A 20509-nucleotide genomic window follows, 5' to 3' on the forward strand; every position below is an offset into this window, starting at 1 on the left:
CTTAGGCCCTTTCTTTATTAACTCCGCGGCTGCAGTCTCCATTCCATATCCATGTTTTGTTTCAGGCTCTACATTACTAATACTGCCATCTTTACTTACAATAAATTTTACAATTACTCTGTAAGTACCTGCCGGGGCGCCGTTGTAAATTGGTATGGCTGGGTTTAATTTTTTTTGAAGATAATGTTTCCATGCAGAATCTCCACCAGGAAATTTTGGTTCGTTCTCGACCTTGGTAAAAATTTTGTCGTCACTTTTTGCATCAAAATTATTTCTATTAGCATTACTGCCGGCCTTATCTACTGTTTTGGATCCATTACTTTGCAAGGCAGTAGTTTCATTTGGATCATAGGATAATTCTACTGCTCCATTTTTTCCTAGCTCCCCATATTTTATAATAGCTTCCTTTTCCTTAATTATTTTTACCATTAAATTTTTAAATGCCTTATTATTTAATTCTTTATCTACTTTATTTGACGCTTCTTTTCCTGAACCCATAATCTTATCATTTAAAACATATAGGATATTATCAGGTAATTCATTTTTCTTTGGAATCGTGTCAATCAATACTTTATCGTTGGTAATTGTTGTTTCCGTTTGTAAAGCATATTTTTCAATGGCAGCTAATACATTTTTTGCAATGGTTTCTTTTGCTGCTTCTGTTTGCAGGTAGGCCAAATCTTTTTTATTGGTGATAAAGCCTGCTTCAATTAATACGGATGGAAAACTATTTTCCTGTAAAACTACAATGCCTTTTTCGCTTTGTTGAGGATAGTCTGATAGAAGTAGTAATTGATAATTTTTGTGAAATTCATTTATGATAGCAGAAGCAAATAATTTACTGCTAACAGCATTGGCAAAATTATCTTTCGCAATCCAAACACTAATTCCACTATGATTATTCGCTGCTTCTTCTTTAACTATTGCATCTGTATGTATCGAAATAAACAGATTAGCATTTTGTGCTTTGCTGAAAGCTGCTTTCTCTATTGGACTTTGATAAATATCACTTTCACGGGTAAGTATAATATTGATATTGTTATTATTGTTAAGTGCTTTTATCTTTTTAATAATGGAAAGAGCTAAATCTTTTTCTGTAGTTGTACCATCAAGACTTACAGCACCAAAGTCTGTACCACCATGGCCTGCGTCCAGCACAACCGTTATTTTTTTACCTTGATATACCGGCGTCTTGGCGATAGTTTTAGTTTTTAAAGTAAAGGCTGCAAAGAGTAATACAGCTAGCGGCAATACAAGCACACGGCCAATATAACTGGCTTTTGGGTTTTTATTTTTTGTTAACATAATTAATCTTCGTTTTATGGGTGAATAAAAAAATGGATTGGTTAAAGCAAACTGGTGTTGCGGATAAGTGGCTTGTAATATCATGGCAGCAAACGCTTCGGTATCGCTGTCTTCAACGGCAATTTTATCAGCCATAAATTCATGAATTATATTGAGTTCTTTACGCACCAGCCAAAAGAAAGGATTGCACCAAAAAAATATCAGTACGGCATTGATAAACAATTTATCATAACTGTGTTTTTGCTGTACATGCGCCAGTTCATGCTTAAATATTTGGTTGCCAGTAGTGGTATTAATTTTAATATGATCGTTCCAAAAAATATATTTTAAAAAAGAAAATGGGGTGCCTTCAGCAGTAGTATTTACAAAACAAATATTGTCTATAACTGTTTGCTGGTGGTGCTTTAAAAGGGTACTGATTTTTATAAATACCTGTATAAATAAACTTAAAAAAACAAGGGTGGTTAAAACGTACAACAAAGAAGCAAGCTGTTCAAGAGTGAAATTATTTTTATGGGCAGTTAGCACAATTTCGTCTAAATATTCATTGCTGCTGGTTACGACTTGTAATAATTTGATGGTAGGAGCCGGTGCATCTGCATTGTGCAAAATATTAATTTGTACCAATGGCGCCAACAACGATAACCCAATTGAAGCAAGCAAATAAAACCGGTTGTACTGGTGAAATATTTTATTGCGAAGTAACAACCAGTAATATGCAAACAAAATACCCGAGCAGGTGATAACCTTTAATATATAAAATGAAAATAAAAGCATGGGAATTAGTTATTAGTTATGAGTTATAATTGTTAAAGTAAAGGAGCCTACTACCCGAACCGAAAAAATTATTACTTATTAATTTTTAATTTTCTTCAGCTGTTGTAATAGCAACTCCAGCTCGTCAATACTCAAATTATTTTCTTTCACCATACAGGAAACCGCGTTACTGAAGTTGCCTTCAAAGTATCCTTTTACTAAACTCTTCATGCTATTTTTACTGTAAGCATCTTTACCTACCAGTGGGTAATACTGGTGCATACGGCCAAATACCTTTAGCCCAACAAATTCTTTTTCCGTTAAAATTTTAATGATGGTGGCCACCGTATTATTATGTGGTTTTGGATTGGGTAGTGCATCAATGATCTCTTTTAAAAATGCTTTATCCAATTTCCAGATCACCTGCATTATTTGTTCTTCTGCCCTAGTTAATGTTTTCATTTATAATTAATTTTATTTGCTGGAACAAACTTATAACTAAAATTTTAGTTTAACAACTATTTATTTAGTTATTAATCCGTTTTAATATTTTGGGGTGAAAATTAATTTTTATTGCAGGCATTCATTAGGTTAAATTTGCAGCAGTAGCGATGGCCAGCGAAGGGTAATTTGCAGTTGCAGCAGTCGGTACCGAAGATCATACCGCCCGGGTAGAAAACTGAAAAGCAAAAGATGCTAACGGGTTGGAAAGGACGCATGGAGCTATAAAAGTACAAGGGAGTGACACAACGATGGCGCCATGAAATACAACTGCCGGTAAAATAAATAATAAACACAAAACACAAAACCAAACCATGTCTCAGGCAATCATTGAATTAAAGAACGCAAATATTTACCAGGGTAGTAACCTTATTTTAAGCGATGTAAATATTTCGGTTGATAAGGGAGAGTTTGTGTATCTGGTGGGTAAAACCGGAACGGGTAAAAGCAGCCTGTTAAAAACATTGTACGGCGACCTTGATCTTACCGAAGGCGAAGGCTGGGTGGTAGGCTATAACCTGAAAGAACTGGATTGGAAAAAAGTGCCTTATCTGCGGCGAAACCTGGGAGTGGTTTTTCAGGATTTTCAATTGCTTACCGACAGAAACATTAATAACAACCTGAAGTTTGTTTTAAAAGCTACCGGCTGGAAAGATGAAAAACTGATGGATGAAAAGATCAACGATGTACTGGATAAAGTGGGTCTGAAAACCAAAGGGTTTAAAATGCCTTTTGAATTAAGCGGGGGAGAACAACAGCGTGTGGACGTGGCAAGGGCCTTGTTGAATTCGCCTAAATTAATACTGGCTGATGAGCCTACGGGCAACCTTGATCCTGAAACAAGTGATGAAATTATGCAGTTGTTGTTCAGCATCTGCAAAGATTATAAAACTGCCATTGTAATGGCTACGCATGATTATATGGTGATCAATAAATTTGCTTCAAGAACTATTAAAACAGAAAGAGGTAAAGTGTGGGATAACGCCAGCATTACGATGTAAGTTGGATGTACGGGTGTAATAAGAATTGATCCTCTATTTCCCGCTCCAGAAAATTTCAATTAATTTATCTGCATTTTTTTGATTGTTGTACAACTGCTGTAACAATTGCTGCCGTTTGTCATTTTCCCTAATGGTATAAGGCATTGCATACAAATATTTAACGGCGGTTTTAAAGTCGTTTGCATCTTCGGCAATGGTGCAAAGCTCATCAAGGCCTGAGCCAATTACACCTGCTATATTTACCAGGCAATGCCTGCCATTGTACAAGGCATTCAGCAATTTTAATTTTACACCTGTGTTGTTAAAAGAGGGTAAAATATTTATTTGTGCCTTAACAATCATATCATGCAGCTCGCTATCGGATGGGTTAGCTACCAGGCAGGTATTAGGACTCTGGTGCGCCAAAAATTCAAGTTTTTGAGATGGGTTTTTGCCTGCAATTACAAAAGGAATTTCTATATCATTAAAGATATTTTGCAATAGCCAAATGGCCGCTTCTTCATTTTCATTAATGGATAAATTAGCGTGGTAAAGACAAAAACAACCATTGCCTTGTTTACCTGCAGCTGTTAAATAAGGTAAAAAAACCGGCAGATGACTAACGTCGGGTGCACTGAATAGCTGTTGATATATCTTTACATCATTGTTACTGACTGGAGTAATTTTTACTTTTTTTGCTAACTGATTTTCGTATTTTTTCAGAAGCTTACTTTCGTGCTGGTAATAAAATTTCCGAAAGATATTTTTCTCGTGTTGCGCCAGGTGATGATAGTATTCAAACTCCGCATTGTGCAGTCGCAGTAATACAATCCTGTTGGATAAATATCCTGCATACAAAGGCCAGGTACAATGGATACCTTCTATTAAAACCGGGTGATTGTCTTTTTGTAAATTATGCACCAGGGCCGGTGATTTTCTCGTACTAACTATGAAGGGTAATTGAAAAGAAAAATGGTTCCATTTTTTTTGTCGTTCATAATAATAAACTGCTGCGCAATATTTATTTAATTCCTTCTGTTGCGGGCGCTCGTTTATAAAACAGTGCAGGTAAATTTTAACACCATTTTCGTGCAGGGTTTTTATTTTATAAAAAAGATCCACTACTCCCCCAAAATCTACCGGCCATGGAACATCATGTGTAATTATATGTAGAATCCTCTCGTCCATTTTATTATGCATCCTCTTATTATTGGGTTACAAACGCGTTGTTATCAGCGTTAAAACTACTGGCGCAATGTAATCCTGCTTTAAAACAGATTGAATAATAGTAAAACCTGTGGAAAAAGGATTTATTCTTCAATGTGGTTTTAAATATGGTTTATAAATGGCTATTAGTTTATCTTTTTCAATTTCCCAGCACAACTCCCGGGCTGCTGCAATGCAATTTACTTTATATTGCCGATAAGCTTTTTCGTCTTCAATTAATTCTTTTACAGCCTTTGCAATAGCTTCCGGCTCATTATTATTAAAACACCTGCCAACACCATATTGTTTAATAATAGCATCAACCTCGGGGATGTCTGTTGCTAATACAGGAACACCAGCGTGTATGTAATCAAAAATTTTATTTGGCAGGTTAAAACGGCAGTTCAAATCTTCGAACGAATCCAGGCTAAAACCAATATGAGCAAGGGGTGTATATTTTTTAAGCTTTTCCGGTGGCAGTTTATCTATTAGCTTCACCTTGTTTTCAAGACCCCATTTTATTCTTTTTTTAACAAGCAAATCCCATTGATTGCCACTACCGATAAACAACAGTAAATAATTATCCGGCAGGTATTGCATGGCTTTCATTAATTGTAATCCGCCCCGGCCTTTGTTAATACCTGCACCCTGTAGCAGCAAAATAATTTTATGTTTCCAATTTTCAGGTAACGGATTTTGATCAATGCGGGTAGTAACAGGTACGTTTCTTATAACAGCTATTTCATTACCATATTCTTTGGTGTAGATATTTTTTAACGATTCATTGACGGTGTAAACCGTTTTTAATTTTGGAAAGATCTGGTTTTCAATAAATTTCCAGCATTTTCTTTTTAAGTGGCTATCCCTTAATTCCGGCACCCCGGTAAAGTACTCATGGGTATCATAAAAAAGTGCTTTGCCCCTTATTTTACCAATGGTATAATTGGGAACCAATACATCAAGGTCGTTGGCAAGAAAATAATCAGTTTTACAAAATAGCAAACGAAAGAAAAGCCGCAGGTTAAATTCAGCATATTGCAGAATACCCTTTCGCCAGTAACAACAAATGCGTTTTGCTTCAAACGGATAGGTATCAAGGGGCAGGCTGTTAGTAAAGCATCTGGCAATAACTTTTACACTAAAGCCCATTTCCTGTAATGTTGTGCAAATACGGATTACCCGTTGATCGGTTGTTAAATCAGAAATTACTGAAACAGTTATTTTTTTTTTGCCCATATTTAAAATGAAAGGTAATCTTTAAATATTTTTAAAATAAGCAGACAAGTGCTTTTGTATGATTAATGCTGCATTTCCATTACCAAAAATGTTGGTATCAAAGTTTGGCGTTAATGTATGCAAGTCATTAAATTTTTCTGTAATTAAAAATTCAGCAGGCGAACAATTAAGGGAACACTGTTGCGTAATTATTTCGGGCCAAAATGGTTTGTCCATGATAATGAGGGATTTTTTTTTTGAAAAGTACGCTTCTCTGCTTACCCCGCCACTATCGGTTATTATGTTTGTTGAATTTGCCAGGAATGTTTTCATTGCAGGATAACCCAACGGGGATAGTTGTGTAAACTTCGGTTTAACACCATATTCAGCTATCTTTTTTTTTGTATGCGGGTGCAGAGGCATTACCACAGGGATGATTCTATTGATTTTGTTTAAGGCATTAATTATATTGGTGATGGCATCTTTACTGCTCAAAGTTGCTGCCCGGTGTATGGTACAAGCCACATATTGTTTGTGTTTTGTAACATTTTCCCGGGCCCCGGCAATTTTATTAAATGCATCCAGCATTAAATCGCCGGATAAAATAACTTGGGATGAAATGGCCGAACCAAAGCCTTCGTTTATCATAGTTTGCAGGTTATTTTTGGTGCAGCAGTAATTAATGTCCGATAGTCTGTCTGTGAGTACACGGTTAATTTCTTCCGGCATACTCAATTCTGCTGTGCGAACACCGGCTTCAAAATGTACCAATGGTAAATTGCATCTTTTTGCAGCCATGGCGGCAGCCAGTGTTGAATTGGTATCGCCATAAACAAAAACAATGCTTTTTTTATTTTCTGAAAAATAGTTTTGCAATCCTTCAGCGGCAGTGGCAATAAAAAGATTGGCAGAATTGTTTTGAATATTAAGGTTTAAAGTTGGCAAAGGAATATTCAATTGCTCAAAAAAAATGTCACTCATCTGGTAATCAAAATGCTGACCTGTATGAATAATTTGCTGCTGCAAACTGCCATCCCGCGCCAGTGCATTGTACAAAACTGCCAGTTTTATAAATTGAGGACGGTTGCCTACAATATGAAGTATTTTCCTCAAAGCGATTGGTATATGCGTTCAATAATTTCTACTGTTTTTAATCCTTCTTCGGCACTGGCAAAAAGATGTTGCTCATCATCGAGCGCCTTTACCAGGTTTTCATACACTTTGTCGTGGTTGCTCATACTTCCCTGGTAAAACCCATAGCCATTGGCCCTGTTGCCTTTTTTCAGCATTGGAGCCTTCATTTCCGCAACAGTAAAATATTCCAGTTCGTTCAGGTATTGTCCACCGATTTTGATGGTTCCTTTTTCTGCAAAAATCGTAAAAGAGCCCTCCATATTTTTTTCAAAACTATTTACCGTATAATTCATTGAGCCAATGGCACCGTTTTTCATGTTAAATAAAACCATTCCGCAGTCTTCAAATTCTATCGCCGGATGCGCTTTATTTGCAGTAATTTTTTTTACGGCATCCACATCTCCCAGCAACCAGTATAATAAATCTATAAAATGACTAAACTGGGTAAATAAAGTTCCGCCATCCAGTTCTTTAGTGCCCTTCCAGCCTGTATAATATTCAGCAGGCCTGTTCCAAAAACAATTGATTTGAAAACTGAAAATATTGCCCAATTTATTTTCACTAAGTAATTTTTTTAAAAAAATTACGGGGGGGTTGTACCTGTTTTGTTTTACGACAAACAATTTTTTTCCGGCATTTTTGGCGGCTGCTATCATTGCATTACCTTCGATTACAGAAAGACATAATGGTTTTTCGCACAATACGTTTATACCCGACCCGAGTGATTTTATTGTATGTGTTGCGTGCAATCCATTGGGGGTGCAAATGCTGACAGCATCTAAATTTTGCTCTGCAAGAAGCAGGTCTTCCAGGCGGTAATAAGGAGTGGCATTGTAAAAGGCTGCAAGTTCATCTGCTTTGGCGGAAACAATATCACATACTGCTTTTACGTTTGCCCACTGGATAATCTGTTCTGCGTGCCGGCATCCAATTCTTCCACACCCTATAATAGCGAAATTTTTGTGCATATAATTATGGCAAATATGGCAGATTATTGAATAATTTTAAAGAAAAATATTTTAATCAGGAACAACAATATCAGAAAAAACAACTAACCTTAACAAATAAACAACCAACTTATGCCCCAGGAAGATACCAAAGCAATGCAATTACCGAAACAAAGACCTATATTTTTAACTATTTTATGTATACTTGGCTTTATAGGAAGTATAACCAGCATTGTTATAAACGGAATAGGATTTTTTAAATCAGAAACTGAAGTGCTTCAAATAAAATCCGGTGTAGAAAAAACACAGTTAAAAAATATTTTTTCTTCCGATAAAACTGCTGACAATGCGGCTATATCCCTTAGCAATCTTACACCTGATAATTTTGAAAAGTTTTCTATTGGTGGTGTCGTATCGGCCTTATTGTGTTTAGTGGGCGTAGTTTTAATATGGACGTTCAAAAAGTCTGGCTTTTATTCCTATGTTCTGGGAACCTTTTTTTACCTTATCACCCATTTTTTATTATTTGGCGACAACATGGGAGCCATGAGCTTATCATTTATCTGGGCAATAATTCAATTACTGATTGTTATTTTATTAAGCAGGTTTTTGTATGTCATGGATAGGGATTAATTAACGCTCATCCTCATTTTTACAATCAAGTAAATACGCTCATTTTATGATGGAGTGTCGCAATGGTCATTGCCTGTTGCAGTACTTTTCACTAATATCTGCTTTATTTTCAAATAACTCTTCGATCGTATTAAAATCAAAATATTTTTCCTACTTTTGCATCCGAATAAAAAAAGATATAATTTTAACAAAGACGTTATTAAAAACAAAGAAATGCCTTATTTGACAATCGAAAAAAAAGCGAAAATTTTTACAGACTTTGGTGGTAAAGCTGCCAATACAGGATCAATTGAAGGTCAGGTTGCACTGTTAACAGCGCGTATCAACCATATTTCTGATCATCTTAAAACCAACAAAAAAGACTTCTCCTCTCAGCGTGGACTGATGATGATGGTAGGGCAACGTAAACGTTTACTTACTTATCTTAGCAAACACGATTTAACGGGCTACAGAGGTTTAATTGAAAAGTTAGGTCTTCGTAAATAAAACCATTATCATGTTTAAATAACTAATTCCCAACTATAGTTTTTACAGTTGGGAATTCTTGTTATTTATAGCCGTTTTTGATGGATAATTTCATTGCCCCTTTTATAATTTTTTAAATTACAAATATGAGTTTAACAACTAAATCAGTAACCTTTGATATAGGTGGTGGCCGTATGGTTACTATCGAAACAGGTAAAATGGCTCGCCAGGCTGACGGCGCAGTTACAGTGCGTCAGGGAAATTGTATTTTATTAGCTACCGTAGTAGCCAATAAAGAACCTAAAGAGGGACAAAATTTTTTCCCTTTGTCTGTAGATTACCAGGAAAAATTTTCATCAGCGGGCCGGGTACCAGGCTCTTTCTTTAAACGAGAAGCCCGTTTAAATGATTACGAAATATTAACCAGCCGTTTAATTGACCGGGCATTGCGTCCTTTGTTTCCAGAAGATTATTTATGTGATGTACAGGTGCTTATCACCCTTTTATCAAGTGATGCTGAAGTTTTACCCGATGCATTGGCTTGTTTGGCAGCTTCTGCAGCCCTGGCTGTTTCAGATATTCCTATCCAGGAAATTATATCTGAAGTACGCATTGGTAGAAAAAATGGTGTATTCATCGTTAACCCAAGCCGCACCGAATTACCAGAATGCGATCTTGAATTTATTATTGCCGCTACCGAAAAGAATATTATGATGGTAGAAGGAGAGGCAAACGAATGCCAGGAAGAAGACTTGATTAAAGCAATTGAGCTGGGGCATGAAGCAGTAAAAGCCCAGATTAAAGCGCAGACCAATTTGAGAGATCAGGTAGGAAGTGCTACAAAAAGAGAATACACTAAACCTTACCGCAATGAAGAATTGAACGAAAGGATCAGTGCTTTTGCCAAAGATAAAATGTATGCTATTTCAGCATCAGCATCTGCTAAACACGAAAGAAGCGATGCATACGCGGCACTGAAAAGTGAAGTAAAAGTATTTTTGGGAGAAGAATTATTATCAGAGGATAAAGCGTTGATAGGCCATTATTTTGGCGAACTGCAATATTATGTAGTAAGAGATATGATACTGAACGACAGAAAACGTTTGGATGGAAGAGGCACCGAAGATGTACGTGATCTTGAAATGGAGATCAGCATTTTACCTACTCCTCATGGTTCATCTTTATTTACCAGGGGCGAAACCCAATCACTTACAACGGTTACTTTTGGTACGCCGTTAGATGAGTTGCTGGTAGAAAGTGCCCATAAATCAGACTATACAAAATTCATTTTACATTATAATTTTCCTCCTTTTTCTACAGGCGAGGTAAAGATGATGAGGGGTGTTGGCCGCAGAGAAGTTGGTCATGGTAACTTAGCAATGCGTTCTTTGAAGAAAATGATGCCTGGTAAAGAATATCCTTACACAGTAAGGGTCGTAAGCGATATCCTGGAATCAAACGGCTCGTCTTCTATGGCAACTGTTTGTGCTGGTTCGCTGGCCTTAATGGATGCAGGTGTACCGGTAAAAAAACATGTGAGCGGCGTTGCAATGGGTCTTATTAAAAAAGAAGACCAGTTTGCAGTACTAACCGATATTTTGGGGGATGAAGATCATTTAGGTGATATGGATTTTAAAGTTACCGGAACCCGTGATGGTATTTGCGGTGTGCAAATGGATATTAAAGTGGATGGCTTAAGCATGGACATTATGCGCCAGGCACTGGAGCAGGCACGTAAAGGGCGTCTGCATATTTTGGATGCCATGTATGCCTGTATGCCTGCACACAGGGAAGAGGTAAAACCACATGCACCACGTATGGTGAAGCTAATTATTGATAAGGAATACATCGGTGCTGTAATAGGGCCAGGTGGTAAGATAATACAGGAAATGCAGCGGGAAACTGGTGCTACCATCAATATTGAAGAAGTAAACAATGTGGGTGAAGTAAGCGTATTCTCTGCATCCAAAGAAAGCCTTGATAAAGCCGTAAACTGGATAAAAGGATTGGTAGCTACACCTGTGGTTGGTGATACGTATGAAGGCACCGTAAAGAGCATTAAAGAATTCGGTGCTTTTGTAGAGTTTCTTCCAAAAAAAGAGGGTTTGCTTCATATAAGTGAAATAAGCTGGAAACGTTTGGAAACAATGGACGGCATCTTTAAAGAAGGAGACAAAGTGAAAGTGAAATTACTTGAGGTTGATCAACGCACTGGCAAATTTAAGTTAAGCCGCAAAGCATTGATGCCAAAACCCGAAGTACAGCCAAAGGGGTAATAAACAACAAGTGTAAATACTGATTTTAAAATATTACTCCGGAAATTTTTTTCTCCGGAGTTTTTTTATGCCGGATATAAAGTGCAGCAACTTTGTAGATGATTGATTCTTTGTTTAATTTTAATGGTATTCACCAGGCAGTTTACAGCAATAAAATAAAAATCTTATGGTGAATTATTTAGCAGTTGATTTTGAGATAACAGACTCCCGGCAATCTGAACAATTGATAGCCTTATTAAGTGAATATGGGTTTGAGGGTTTTGAAGAAAGCGAATATACTTTACAGGCATTTATTCTGGAAGAAAATTTTGTTGAAGACGATTTCAACACCATCATACAATTATTTTCATCGCTTAAATATAAAAAAACAGTTGTTGAAAATATTAACTGGAACCAGCAATGGGAGGAAAGCTTTGAACCAGTAATCGTAGATAATTTTGTAGCCATTCGGGCACATTTTCATAAGCCAATTGGCACTGTTTTGCATGAAATAATTATTACGCCAAAAATGAGCTTTGGAACCGGTCACCACGCCACCACACATTTAGTAATACAACAAATGCAGGCAATTGATTTTAAACAAAAAACGGTACTGGATTTTGGTACAGGTACCGGTATTCTCGCAATCCTGGCTGAAAAACTGGGAGCCGGAAATGTATGGGCAATTGATAATGATGAATGGAGCATCACCAATGCCAAAGAAAATATAGCACAGAATGATTGTACTAAAATTTACATTGAGCAACATAATACGATTCCCATCTTTAAAAAATATGATGTTATTCTGGCGAACATCAACCTCAATGTAATAACTGCCAATCTTGAAGCCATAGAATTGGTCGCAAACTCTGCTTGCACAATAATTTTTAGCGGTTTTTTAAAAGAAGACGAAAATACAATGAAGGCAACTATAAAATCTGCTGGTTTTCAATATATCTCAACCCATTCAAAAGGAAACTGGATAGCAATTAGGGCGGGTAAATAATTTTTTTTAAATAATATGATTATATTAAAAATAAACTGCGAAGGGTATAATTCAATATATTTGCAGACACAATTCACTAAGAAACGATGAAGGAAATACTATTGATAATTATTGCTTATTTCATTGGTTCCATACCAACAGCATTGATTGTAAGCAAAAGCTTTTTCGGCGTAGATATCCGGGATTACGGCAGTGGCAACATGGGAGCGACCAATACCTTCAGGATATTGGGTTCAAAATATGGTACCATTGTAATGATATTTGATATTTTAAAAGGAGTATCAGCAGTTTGCCTGTTTTATTTTTTACCTTCTTATTTAAACGATGAATGGGCCAGAACTAATTTAATGGTCGGGCTCGGTTTGTCTGCGGTAATGGGGCATGTTTTTCCTGCTTTTGCACAGTTTAGGGGTGGTAAGGGTGTGGCCACGTTGTTTGGAATGATGCTGGCCATCCAGCCTGTAATAGCAGCCAGTTGTGTAGGTGTATTTTTACTGGTTTTATTTTTTACAAGATACGTATCCCTAAGTTCTATTTTAGCAGGTCTTTTTTTACCCATCTGCGTTTTGTGGATATGGAATGATGATGTCGTTGTTTACAGAATATTTGCCGTGCTTGTAGCCGCTATGATTATCCTTACCCACCAAAAAAACATAAAGAAAATTTTACGAGGCAACGAAAGCCGCGTACCTATCCTAAAATACAGGGACAGGCGCAGGGCCCGCAGAAAGTAACTTTTTTTGTTCCTCCTTATTTACAGTTAGTGCTTTATAAAATACTGATGTTGAAATTGGTACGCCAATTGTTTGGTGTAGGTAAAATGTTTACAATGAAAAAAATATTGTTCCTTTTGGCAGTACTGCCATTTTTTGCTGCTTGCACCCGCAATGCAGTTACAGGTCGTAACCAGTTAAGTCTGGTGCCTGAAAGCCAGTTGCAGCAAATGGCTGTAACTGAATACCAGAGTTTTTTATCTAAAAGCAATGTAGTGAGTGCCGGTACAAACAGGGATGCAGAAATGGTAAAGCGGGTAGGATCAAGAATTGCCAATGCTATCACACAATATTACACCGGGCAGGGCAAGGGCGATGTTTTAAATGGATTTAAATGGGAATTTAATTTAGTGGATAACAAAGAAGTAAATGCCTGGTGTATGCCCGGAGGTAAGGTAGTGGTATATACAGGCCTGTTAGCTGTAACTCAAAATGAAGCTGCCCTGGCTGTAGTTTTGGGCCACGAAATTACCCATGCCATTGCACGACATGGCAATGAAAGAATGAGTCAGGAAATAATTACCCAAGGCCTGGGAGAACTTGTAAACGTAGCTACTGCTAACAATCCTAAAGTAAATAGCATTTTTAATACCGTGTATGGCCCAGGCAGTCAATTGGGGTATGCCCTTCCAAATTCCCGTAATCAGGAATATGAAGCAGACCATTACGGATTAATTTTTTGTGCGATGGCAGGCTATAACCCCAGAGAAGCAGTTCCTTTTTGGGAAAGGATGATGGCGGCAAGCGGAGGGCAAAAGCCTCCGGAAATATTAAGCACCCATCCGGCAGATGCAAACAGAATTGAAAAAATAAAGGGCTATATGGATGAAGCGTTAAAATATTACAAGCCTGTAAAATAAAGCAATTGACTTATTTTTCCAAAGACCTTTCTTACCCTGAAAGGTCTTTTTTTATTGGATGTTTAAAAAAAAGGGTAACTTTAGATTTTCCTGGTATTTATTGTCTGAATCTTATCCATTTCTTTTCAAAAACTCCTTGCTATACTAACAGTATATGTACAGGTTATCTAATTTTGCCACCTTTTTAAATTTTTTTAATCATGGAAGTATTAGTGCCCTCACAAACAATTTTAGAAAAGTTACAACTCAAAGAAGAAAGAAATCTGTTAATACAAGGATTGCCTTCTACCATTGAAAAACAGTTCATTAAATTATCTTTCGCCAAAAACATAACGCCACTATTAAAAGTTAAAAAAATTGATTTTGCCCTTGTTTTTGCTATCAGTAAACATCAGTTAAGAGACATTTTAAAAGATGTATTACCGGCTTTAAATGAAAATGCCAAGCTATGGATTGCTTATCCTAAGTTAACTTCAAAAATTGTAAGTGATTTATCCAGAGATTGCAACTGGGAATGTGTGGCACAGTTAGGTTACGAAGCAGTAAGAATGATTTCATTGGATCATGTGTGGTGTGCCATGCGGTTTAAAAAAGCAGAACAGGTTAAACATATTTTTGAAGATACAATTCATTCAGAATTTGTCGATAAAAATGCAAGGGTTATTACAACACCGTATGAACTGGAAAATTTATTTATCGTAAATACAGAAGCTAAAGCTTTTTTTGATGGCCTTTCGTTTAGCAATAAAAAAGAATATGTAGTTTGGATAAACGGATCTAAAAAAGAAGACACTAAATTAGCAAGGCTAAAATCCACCATTGAAAAATTAAATAACGGCAAAAAAAATCCTTCAGATAAATAGTGTTAAATTATTCAATGCCTGTTACCAGCAGGTGATTGATTTTTTTGGAAAGCCAGCTATCTTTTACAGGGATTAGCCAGCTCTCTAATAATTCTTTTTTGGTGGTTACTATGTTGTTAAAATAAATAGAAGATCCATTTATAAAATTGTTTTCTACAGCGTAATTTAATTGTGTAAGCGGCAGTAACTGAACTTTGTCTTTTATAATAAATGCAAGTGTTTGCCGGTTAAATAAATCTACTTTAAACAACTTTTCTATTTCTTTAATTATGTGAACAGAACTATCTGTGCTGCAGCCACTAACGCCAGCTTCAGACTCATCTGCCATCAGTACAATAAATTGTCCAAAAAATAAATTACCATAGCCCTGTACGGTTGCTCCATGGCTTTTCCAATTGCTTACAAATTGCTCCAGTATTTCCTCAACCTGTAATGCTTCACTTAAAAAAAATAACCGGCTGCATTGGTAAATCCACACCCTAGATGCAGGAGAAAAATTGTCGGGAATCTGATCTCTATAATTGATATTCATACTGCAAAATTATTGTAAACTTGCGGCAATTAGTTCAGCAATATCCAGTACCTGTATTTCTTCTTCTTTATTGCTGTTTTTTACGCCGTCCGTCATCATGGTATTACAAAAAGGGCATGCAGCTGCAATTATAGAAGCCCCTGTTTGCAGTGCTTCTTTTGTTCTTTCGAGGTTAACACGGGTAACGCCTTTTTCTTCTTCCTTAAACATTTGTGCACCACCGGCACCACAACACAAACCATTGCTGCGACAGCGTTTCATCTCTACCAATTCCGCATCCAGCGCTTCAAGCACTTTTCGCGGAGCATCATAAATATTGTTGGCTCTGCCCAGGTAACAGCTATCGTGATACGTAATTTTTTTGCCTTTAAAACCACCCTCTTCCCTAAGTTTTATTTTTCCTTCATCAATTAACTGCTGTAAAAAAACGGCATGATGAATTACCTCGTACGTACCGCCTAATTCCGGATATTCATTTTTTATCGTATTAAAGCAATGCGGACAGGCCGTTACAATTTTTTTAATATTATATCCGTTTAAAACCTGTATATTCTGGTAGGCCATCATCTGAAACATAAACTCGTTACCAGCCCGTCTTGCAGGATCTCCGGTACACATTTCTTCTTTGCCCAGGATGGCATAATTGATGCCGATTGTATTTAAAATAGTTACAAAAGCTTTCGTTATCTTTTGTGCCCGCTGATCAAAACTTCCTGCACAGCCTACCCAAAATAATACTGCGGGGCTTTCCCCTTTTGCCGTCATTTCTGCCATTGTTGGTACCTGCATATCTTCGTATTTTGAGTAAAACAAATGTAATTAAATGTTTACTGTTTTAAGACCGTTGTGTATACAAAATTTTTAAATTTACAGTCCAAAAAAAACGCCCCGGGAAACCGGAGCGTACAATCAGTATTTATAATTAATACTTATCTGCATTTATTGTTTTACTTTTTTTAGCAGCATCACATAACCACATAAATTTTTCTTTGTTTTATTTACTTGTACCGGTTTCATCATGTGGTACTCTGATAATTTTGGGATGTACGAATAACTGATTACATTGCCATCTACATCTCCCCATTGCTTTTTTTGGTAAGCCACCTGTTTTTCATCCCAATCGTACATTCTTACTTCGTATAATTTTGAGGTAACATCCCCAATAAAAACAAACTGGTACCAGCTTCCTTCTGTTAAAGGAACAATCACCGGCATTTCATACTCGCTTTCCATGACCATGGATGCCTCCTTTACAATTAAAAATCCTTGTTTGGCCAATTCCTGTTTTATGCTGTCAGCCTGGTGTAGAATATAGGGGTCAGCGCAAGCTGCACGCCGGATCAAATTTTGGGAAAAGGCCTTTCCTGAAGGGAAAATAAAATAAACCAGCGAAAAGAAAATCATATAAATCTTCATCGTGTTAAATTGGGTAAGGGATTTTAAAACCGGGTCAATATTGTACATTTATCTTATCAATCGCTATTGTAAAATAAATGTTGGTATTCTTCTAAATATATGCCAACCTAACAACGATTTTTTTTATGAAATGGTATTTACATGCAAAAATTATATGGTAAAAGCTTTGTAATCAGGCGTTTTTATAAATATAAAAAGCATCGGCCTGCTGGGTGCAGGTAATAATAAGATCGTTAATACATACATGCTCAGGCAAACCTGCACAATAAAAAATAGTATCTGCAATATCACTGCCTATTAGCGGAATAATACCGGTATAAGTATTAGCAGCCTTGGTTTCATCTCCTCTAAACCGAACTAATGAAAACTCTGTTTCTACCGCTCCGGGATGTATGCCGGTTACTTTTATATTGTGTTTTAGCAGGTCAATGCGCATTGCCCTGTTAATGGCATCCACTGCAAATTTACTGGCGCAGTATACATTGCCTTTTTCATACACTTCCTTGCCCGCAATTGAACCCATATTAATGATATGGCCTTTTTTTCGGGCAATCATCAACGGCACTACGGCTTTGCTAACATACAAAAGGCCATGTACGTTGGTATTTAACATCCTCTCCCAATCCTCTATATCCGCATCCTCAAAAAAATCCCTTCCAGCTGCAAGGCCGGCATTATTAATTAAAATATCAATCTGCTGCCATTCTTCCGATAAACCTGCAATGAAACTTTCAACCGCTTTTCTATCCTGCACATCAAACGAAGCTGTTAGTATTTTTACCGGATGTGTTTTCTGCAATCTTGATTTTAACTCCTCCAGGCGCTCTGCTCTTCTTCCGGTAATGATGAGGTTATCGCCCGCTGCTGCAAATTTTTCAGCACATGCTTCTCCGATTCCTGAAGTAGCTCCTGTAATTAATACAATTTTATTCATGCCCCTAAATTAAGTTAGATTTATTAACATATCAGTTTGGATGTTTGTTTAAAAAGAAAGGATGTTGAAAGAAACAGCAGTGAAAATCAGGAAATAAAAATATCGGCTGATGCATTGTTCCAGTCTTTTTTACGGTGGTCATAAATTTCAAAGTCTGATTGGAAACACCTTTTTATGCCAGTATCCCTAATAGATTTCCCTGGGGTGGAAATACACGCGGGCAATATTCCGGTGACCGTTATTTTATGATAAGATCCTTTGGTTATAAGCATGCTTGGCATGTTTTCAGGAACACCAGCATCTGCAATGGTTTTGCAGCAAATACAATAAGAAAATTGTATGATGCCATTCGTATTCGTAATAAACAGCGATAATTTCGTTACTGACTGTAGCTGGAACTTTACCAAAATAACCGCCTTTTTCAAAAGCTTGCTATAAGGCAATACATTGGATTGTCCGTTTTGATTACTGGTTTTATTTTTAAGGGCAATGCGGGTAAGCCTGAAATATTTTATTTAAATTTTATGAAGGATGGTTTTTAATTTGCAGGATGGAACTTTGAAAATGCTTGCCACAGGGAAGTATTAAGTATAAGCTTACTTATCTTAGCAATAAAACATACCCTCTACGTTTAATCACTTTGCCCTGAAAAGTAGCACCCTCCGCCATCCACACATAAGTTCCGGGGTCTTGGGGATTGCCATTAAAAGTACCGTCCCATCCCTGTCCCTTTGTACTGGTATAAAATAATAATTTGCCCCATCGGTTATATACCCTAAAATAATTAAGGGTTCGCATACCCAGTAAAATAGGTTTTAATACATCATTGTTTTGATCATTGTTGGGCGAAAAACCAGTGGGTACATAAAAGCTTGGTGGTACTTTATACAATTTTACCCGTATGCTGTCTGTGGCCTGGCAACCTGCTTCGCTGGTTACTTTTAAAAAGTAGGTGATATTATCTTCAGGCAAAGCAACCGCATTGGCAATAGCCGGATTGCTTAACCAGGTAGAAGGTGTCCATTCGTACGCAATGCCTCCTGTGCCAGTTAAAAGTAAAGGCTCACCTAAAACGGACGTGGTATCTGAAGGCCCTGCATTGGCCACCACCAGTGGATCTACATTTACTATCACGGTATCAAAAGCAGGCTTGGGGCAGCCGGTTATATCCGTTACTGCAACTATATATTGGGTAGTGGTGGTTGGATTAACAGCAACAGGATTGGCAATATTGACAGCATTTAAAAAGCTGGATGGCGACCATTGGTAGGAAATTCCACCGGTTGCTGTTAATTGAACAGACCTACCATAACAAACGGTGGTATCGTTGCCGGCTTTGGCAGGCGGATAAGGCAGGGTGCGGATGGTAATATCGTCAGAGCTGGAGCACTTGCCCACATTGCCTGTCACATGATAAGTGATAGAAGGCGCCAGCGGATTGGCAAAAGGTTGTCTGGCGGTGTCACTGGTAAGGTAGGTGGCAGGGGTCCACAAATAATGGAGGGCATTGCTTGTTGTACCAAGCACCATTCCATCTGTTTTACAAATAGTAGTATCGTTGCCTGCATTAATATTTACGGAAGTTACCACGTTTACAAAAACAGAATCTCTGCCTACGCAGCCTGTTGGGTCTGTAAAAGTTAAAAAATAAGTAGTTGGAATATCAGGGCTTACCAACGGGCTGGAACTGGTAACATTATTGATATTATAATTGGGACTCCATAAAAAAGTACCGGTACCACTTGTTTTTATTTGTAAGGTATCAATAAAACAAATGAGTGTATCATGTGGAATTACAGTAATAATCGGACTATTTCTTATTGTAACAGTACTTTGCACTGTATCTATACATCCAAAAGTACTGCCAACAATCAATTGCACGGTATAAGTTCCTGAATCAGGATATGCGTAAGTTGGATTTTTTTTAACACTTGTATCTGCTGTAGAGGAAATGTCGCCAAAGTTCCACTGCCAGTTTGTTGCATTACCAAACTTCGCTTTAGTAGTATCTGTAAACTGCACAGGAAACCCTTTACACAAAGGTGCGTTGGATTTAAAACCGGGAAAAAACCCAGGATATACTTTTACACGGGTAGTTGTTGAATCTGCACACAAGCCACCGATTGATACTCTTAATTTTAATAAATAAACACCTGTATCCCTGTAAATGTGCGAAGGTGTAGCTGATGCGGAAGTATTATTTATTCCCGAAACTGCTTCTCCAAAATTCCATAAATAATCAGTGCCGGAAGGGTTTATAGCGGCATTGGTAAAATTAACATTAAAGCCATTGCAACTGGTAGGGATGGGGTTGAGAAAAGCTCTTGTTGCAGAACAGTCCCTTACCCTTATGTGCAATTCTTTCCTGGTTTCGCCGAGATATATGCCCTTTCTGTATTCGGATACACATACGGTTACTGCATACTCACCAGTATTTATAATGGATGGTGCAATGCCAGTGATTAAACCGGTAACAGGGTTAATAGTAACACCAGAACCCAATGGGAATGAACCGCTGTAAGAAGAAAAATAGGGTGCCGGATAGTAAGGAGGGGCGTCGGCTATTCGCGGAGCTGGGTCTGTAGCACTACCACCGCTAAAAGAATTGCAAAAAGAATAGCTTAATGAATCTTTGTCAGGATCGGTTGCTGAAAAAGGATATCGAAAAAAATTATTCTCACAAATAACTACTGTATCATTTACAGGAAATTCAGGACTGCTGTTCTTA

General features: G+C 37.2%; 20 protein-coding genes. 8 read left to right on the top strand and 12 right to left on the bottom strand.

Annotated features, from left to right (window positions below; all coding sequences use genetic code 11):
• Positions 1 to 2082: N-acetylmuramoyl-L-alanine amidase (locus tag H7254_RS07900; protein ID WP_301932454.1), on the bottom strand; the 2082-nt coding region annotated here is incomplete at its 3' end.
• 78 nt (positions 2083 to 2160) lie between these two features.
• Positions 2161 to 2523 carry a BlaI/MecI/CopY family transcriptional regulator gene (locus H7254_RS07905; RefSeq protein ID WP_301932455.1) on the bottom strand — a complete coding sequence of 121 codons (363 nt, stop codon included), beginning with the start codon at positions 2521 to 2523 and terminating at the stop codon, positions 2161 to 2163.
• 353 nt (positions 2524 to 2876) lie between these two features.
• On the opposite strand from H7254_RS07905, the gene H7254_RS07910 reads away from it, so the two are divergent.
• Positions 2877 to 3563: a cell division ATP-binding protein FtsE gene (locus H7254_RS07910; RefSeq protein WP_301922177.1), complete on the top strand. Its 687-nt coding sequence runs from the start codon at positions 2877 to 2879 to the stop codon at positions 3561 to 3563.
• 33 nt (positions 3564 to 3596) lie between these two features.
• Here H7254_RS07910 and H7254_RS07915 read toward each other — a convergent pair whose 3' ends face one another.
• The 4 genes from H7254_RS07915 to H7254_RS07930 all read right to left on the bottom strand — a co-directional run bounded on the left by H7254_RS07915 (position 3597) and on the right by H7254_RS07930 (position 8065).
• Positions 3597 to 4730: a glycosyltransferase family 4 protein gene (locus H7254_RS07915; RefSeq protein ID WP_301932456.1), complete on the bottom strand. Its 1134-nt coding sequence runs from the start codon at positions 4728 to 4730 to the stop codon at positions 3597 to 3599.
• A gap of 129 nt (positions 4731 to 4859) precedes the next feature.
• On the bottom strand, positions 4860 to 5984 hold the full coding sequence (locus H7254_RS07920) for a glycosyltransferase (RefSeq protein ID WP_301932457.1): 1125 nt from the start codon (positions 5982 to 5984) through the stop codon (positions 4860 to 4862).
• Between the two features lie 21 nt (positions 5985 to 6005).
• On the bottom strand, positions 6006 to 7076 hold the full coding sequence (locus tag H7254_RS07925; RefSeq protein ID WP_301932458.1) for a UDP-N-acetyl glucosamine 2-epimerase: 1071 nt from the start codon (positions 7074 to 7076) through the stop codon (positions 6006 to 6008).
• Entirely contained in the window at positions 7073 to 8065 is a 993-nt protein-coding gene (locus H7254_RS07930; RefSeq protein WP_301932459.1) for a Gfo/Idh/MocA family protein, read from the bottom strand. The genes H7254_RS07925 and H7254_RS07930 overlap by 4 nt, the downstream gene beginning before the upstream one ends.
• A 111-nt stretch (positions 8066 to 8176) precedes the next feature.
• Between H7254_RS07930 and H7254_RS07935 the strand changes: the two genes are divergently transcribed.
• The 7 genes from H7254_RS07935 to H7254_RS07965 all read left to right on the top strand — a co-directional run bounded on the left by H7254_RS07935 (position 8177) and on the right by H7254_RS07965 (position 14899).
• A complete protein-coding gene (locus H7254_RS07935; RefSeq protein ID WP_301932460.1) occupies positions 8177 to 8677 on the top strand; it encodes a hypothetical protein in 501 nt (166 codons plus the stop codon).
• A gap of 213 nt (positions 8678 to 8890) precedes the next feature.
• Complete coding sequence (rpsO, locus tag H7254_RS07940) at positions 8891 to 9163, top strand: 30S ribosomal protein S15 (RefSeq protein ID WP_301922183.1); 273 nt, start codon at positions 8891 to 8893, stop codon at positions 9161 to 9163.
• Positions 9164 to 9288: 125 nt separating this feature from the next.
• Positions 9289 to 11418: a polyribonucleotide nucleotidyltransferase gene (gene pnp / locus H7254_RS07945; RefSeq protein ID WP_301932461.1), complete on the top strand. Its 2130-nt coding sequence runs from the start codon at positions 9289 to 9291 to the stop codon at positions 11416 to 11418.
• A 166-nt stretch (positions 11419 to 11584) separates the two neighbouring features.
• On the top strand, positions 11585 to 12403 hold the full coding sequence (gene prmA, locus H7254_RS07950; protein WP_301932462.1) for a 50S ribosomal protein L11 methyltransferase: 819 nt from the start codon (positions 11585 to 11587) through the stop codon (positions 12401 to 12403).
• 86 nt (positions 12404 to 12489) lie between these two features.
• Positions 12490 to 13137: a glycerol-3-phosphate 1-O-acyltransferase PlsY gene (plsY, locus tag H7254_RS07955; RefSeq protein WP_301932463.1), complete on the top strand. Its 648-nt coding sequence runs from the start codon at positions 12490 to 12492 to the stop codon at positions 13135 to 13137.
• Positions 13138 to 13232: 95 nt separating this feature from the next.
• On the top strand, positions 13233 to 14036 hold the full coding sequence (locus H7254_RS07960; RefSeq protein WP_301932464.1) for a M48 family metallopeptidase: 804 nt from the start codon (positions 13233 to 13235) through the stop codon (positions 14034 to 14036).
• A 200-nt stretch (positions 14037 to 14236) separates the two neighbouring features.
• Positions 14237 to 14899 carry a YdeI/OmpD-associated family protein gene (locus H7254_RS07965; protein WP_301932465.1) on the top strand — a complete coding sequence of 221 codons (663 nt, stop codon included), beginning with the start codon at positions 14237 to 14239 and terminating at the stop codon, positions 14897 to 14899.
• Positions 14900 to 14906: 7 nt separating this feature from the next.
• Here H7254_RS07965 and H7254_RS07970 read toward each other — a convergent pair whose 3' ends face one another.
• From H7254_RS07970 to H7254_RS07990, 6 genes are all read right to left on the bottom strand, one after another.
• Complete coding sequence (locus tag H7254_RS07970; RefSeq protein WP_301932466.1) at positions 14907 to 15431, bottom strand: hypothetical protein; 525 nt, start codon at positions 15429 to 15431, stop codon at positions 14907 to 14909.
• Between the two features lie 9 nt (positions 15432 to 15440).
• Positions 15441 to 16220: a (Fe-S)-binding protein gene (locus H7254_RS07975; protein ID WP_301932467.1), complete on the bottom strand. Its 780-nt coding sequence runs from the start codon at positions 16218 to 16220 to the stop codon at positions 15441 to 15443.
• 150 nt (positions 16221 to 16370) lie between these two features.
• Positions 16371 to 16847, bottom strand: a complete 477-nt coding sequence (locus H7254_RS07980; RefSeq protein WP_301932468.1) for a hypothetical protein — start codon at positions 16845 to 16847, stop codon at positions 16371 to 16373.
• 172 nt (positions 16848 to 17019) lie between these two features.
• Positions 17020 to 17781: an SDR family NAD(P)-dependent oxidoreductase gene (locus tag H7254_RS07985; protein WP_301932469.1), complete on the bottom strand. Its 762-nt coding sequence runs from the start codon at positions 17779 to 17781 to the stop codon at positions 17020 to 17022.
• An 86-nt stretch (positions 17782 to 17867) separates the two neighbouring features.
• Entirely contained in the window at positions 17868 to 18224 is a 357-nt protein-coding gene (locus H7254_RS21450) for an effector binding domain-containing protein (protein WP_367875425.1), read from the bottom strand.
• A gap of 157 nt (positions 18225 to 18381) precedes the next feature.
• Positions 18382 to 20509: PKD domain-containing protein (locus tag H7254_RS07990; protein ID WP_301932470.1), on the bottom strand; the 2128-nt coding region annotated here is incomplete at its 5' end.

It is taken from the genome of Ferruginibacter sp. (assembly GCF_014377975.1).
Lineage (GTDB): Bacteria > Bacteroidota > Bacteroidia > Chitinophagales > Chitinophagaceae > Ferruginibacter.

Excerpts from the sequence above, each read along its gene's own strand:
- H7254_RS07905 (WP_301932455.1), bottom strand. The coding sequence starts at position 2,523 with ATGAAAACATTAACTAGGGCAGAAGAACAAATAATGCAGGTGATCTGG.
- H7254_RS07910 (WP_301922177.1), top strand. The coding sequence starts at position 2,877 with ATGTCTCAGGCAATCATTGAATTAAAGAACGCAAATATTTACCAGGGT.
- H7254_RS07915 (WP_301932456.1), bottom strand. The coding sequence starts at position 4,730 with ATGGACGAGAGGATTCTACATATAATTACACATGATGTTCCATGGCCG.
- H7254_RS07920 (WP_301932457.1), bottom strand. The coding sequence starts at position 5,984 with ATGGGCAAAAAAAAAATAACTGTTTCAGTAATTTCTGATTTAACAACC.
- H7254_RS07930 (WP_301932459.1), bottom strand. The coding sequence starts at position 8,065 with ATGCACAAAAATTTCGCTATTATAGGGTGTGGAAGAATTGGATGCCGG.
- H7254_RS07935 (WP_301932460.1), top strand. The coding sequence starts at position 8,177 with ATGCCCCAGGAAGATACCAAAGCAATGCAATTACCGAAACAAAGACCT.
- rpsO (WP_301922183.1), top strand. The coding sequence starts at position 8,891 with ATGCCTTATTTGACAATCGAAAAAAAAGCGAAAATTTTTACAGACTTT.
- pnp (WP_301932461.1), top strand. The coding sequence starts at position 9,289 with ATGAGTTTAACAACTAAATCAGTAACCTTTGATATAGGTGGTGGCCGT.
- prmA (WP_301932462.1), top strand. The coding sequence starts at position 11,585 with ATGGTGAATTATTTAGCAGTTGATTTTGAGATAACAGACTCCCGGCAA.
- plsY (WP_301932463.1), top strand. The coding sequence starts at position 12,490 with ATGAAGGAAATACTATTGATAATTATTGCTTATTTCATTGGTTCCATA.
- H7254_RS07960 (WP_301932464.1), top strand. The coding sequence starts at position 13,233 with ATGAAAAAAATATTGTTCCTTTTGGCAGTACTGCCATTTTTTGCTGCT.
- H7254_RS07965 (WP_301932465.1), top strand. The coding sequence starts at position 14,237 with ATGGAAGTATTAGTGCCCTCACAAACAATTTTAGAAAAGTTACAACTC.
- H7254_RS07970 (WP_301932466.1), bottom strand. The coding sequence starts at position 15,431 with ATGAATATCAATTATAGAGATCAGATTCCCGACAATTTTTCTCCTGCA.
- H7254_RS07975 (WP_301932467.1), bottom strand. The coding sequence starts at position 16,220 with ATGCAGGTACCAACAATGGCAGAAATGACGGCAAAAGGGGAAAGCCCC.
- H7254_RS07980 (WP_301932468.1), bottom strand. The coding sequence starts at position 16,847 with ATGAAGATTTATATGATTTTCTTTTCGCTGGTTTATTTTATTTTCCCT.
- H7254_RS07985 (WP_301932469.1), bottom strand. The coding sequence starts at position 17,781 with ATGAATAAAATTGTATTAATTACAGGAGCTACTTCAGGAATCGGAGAA.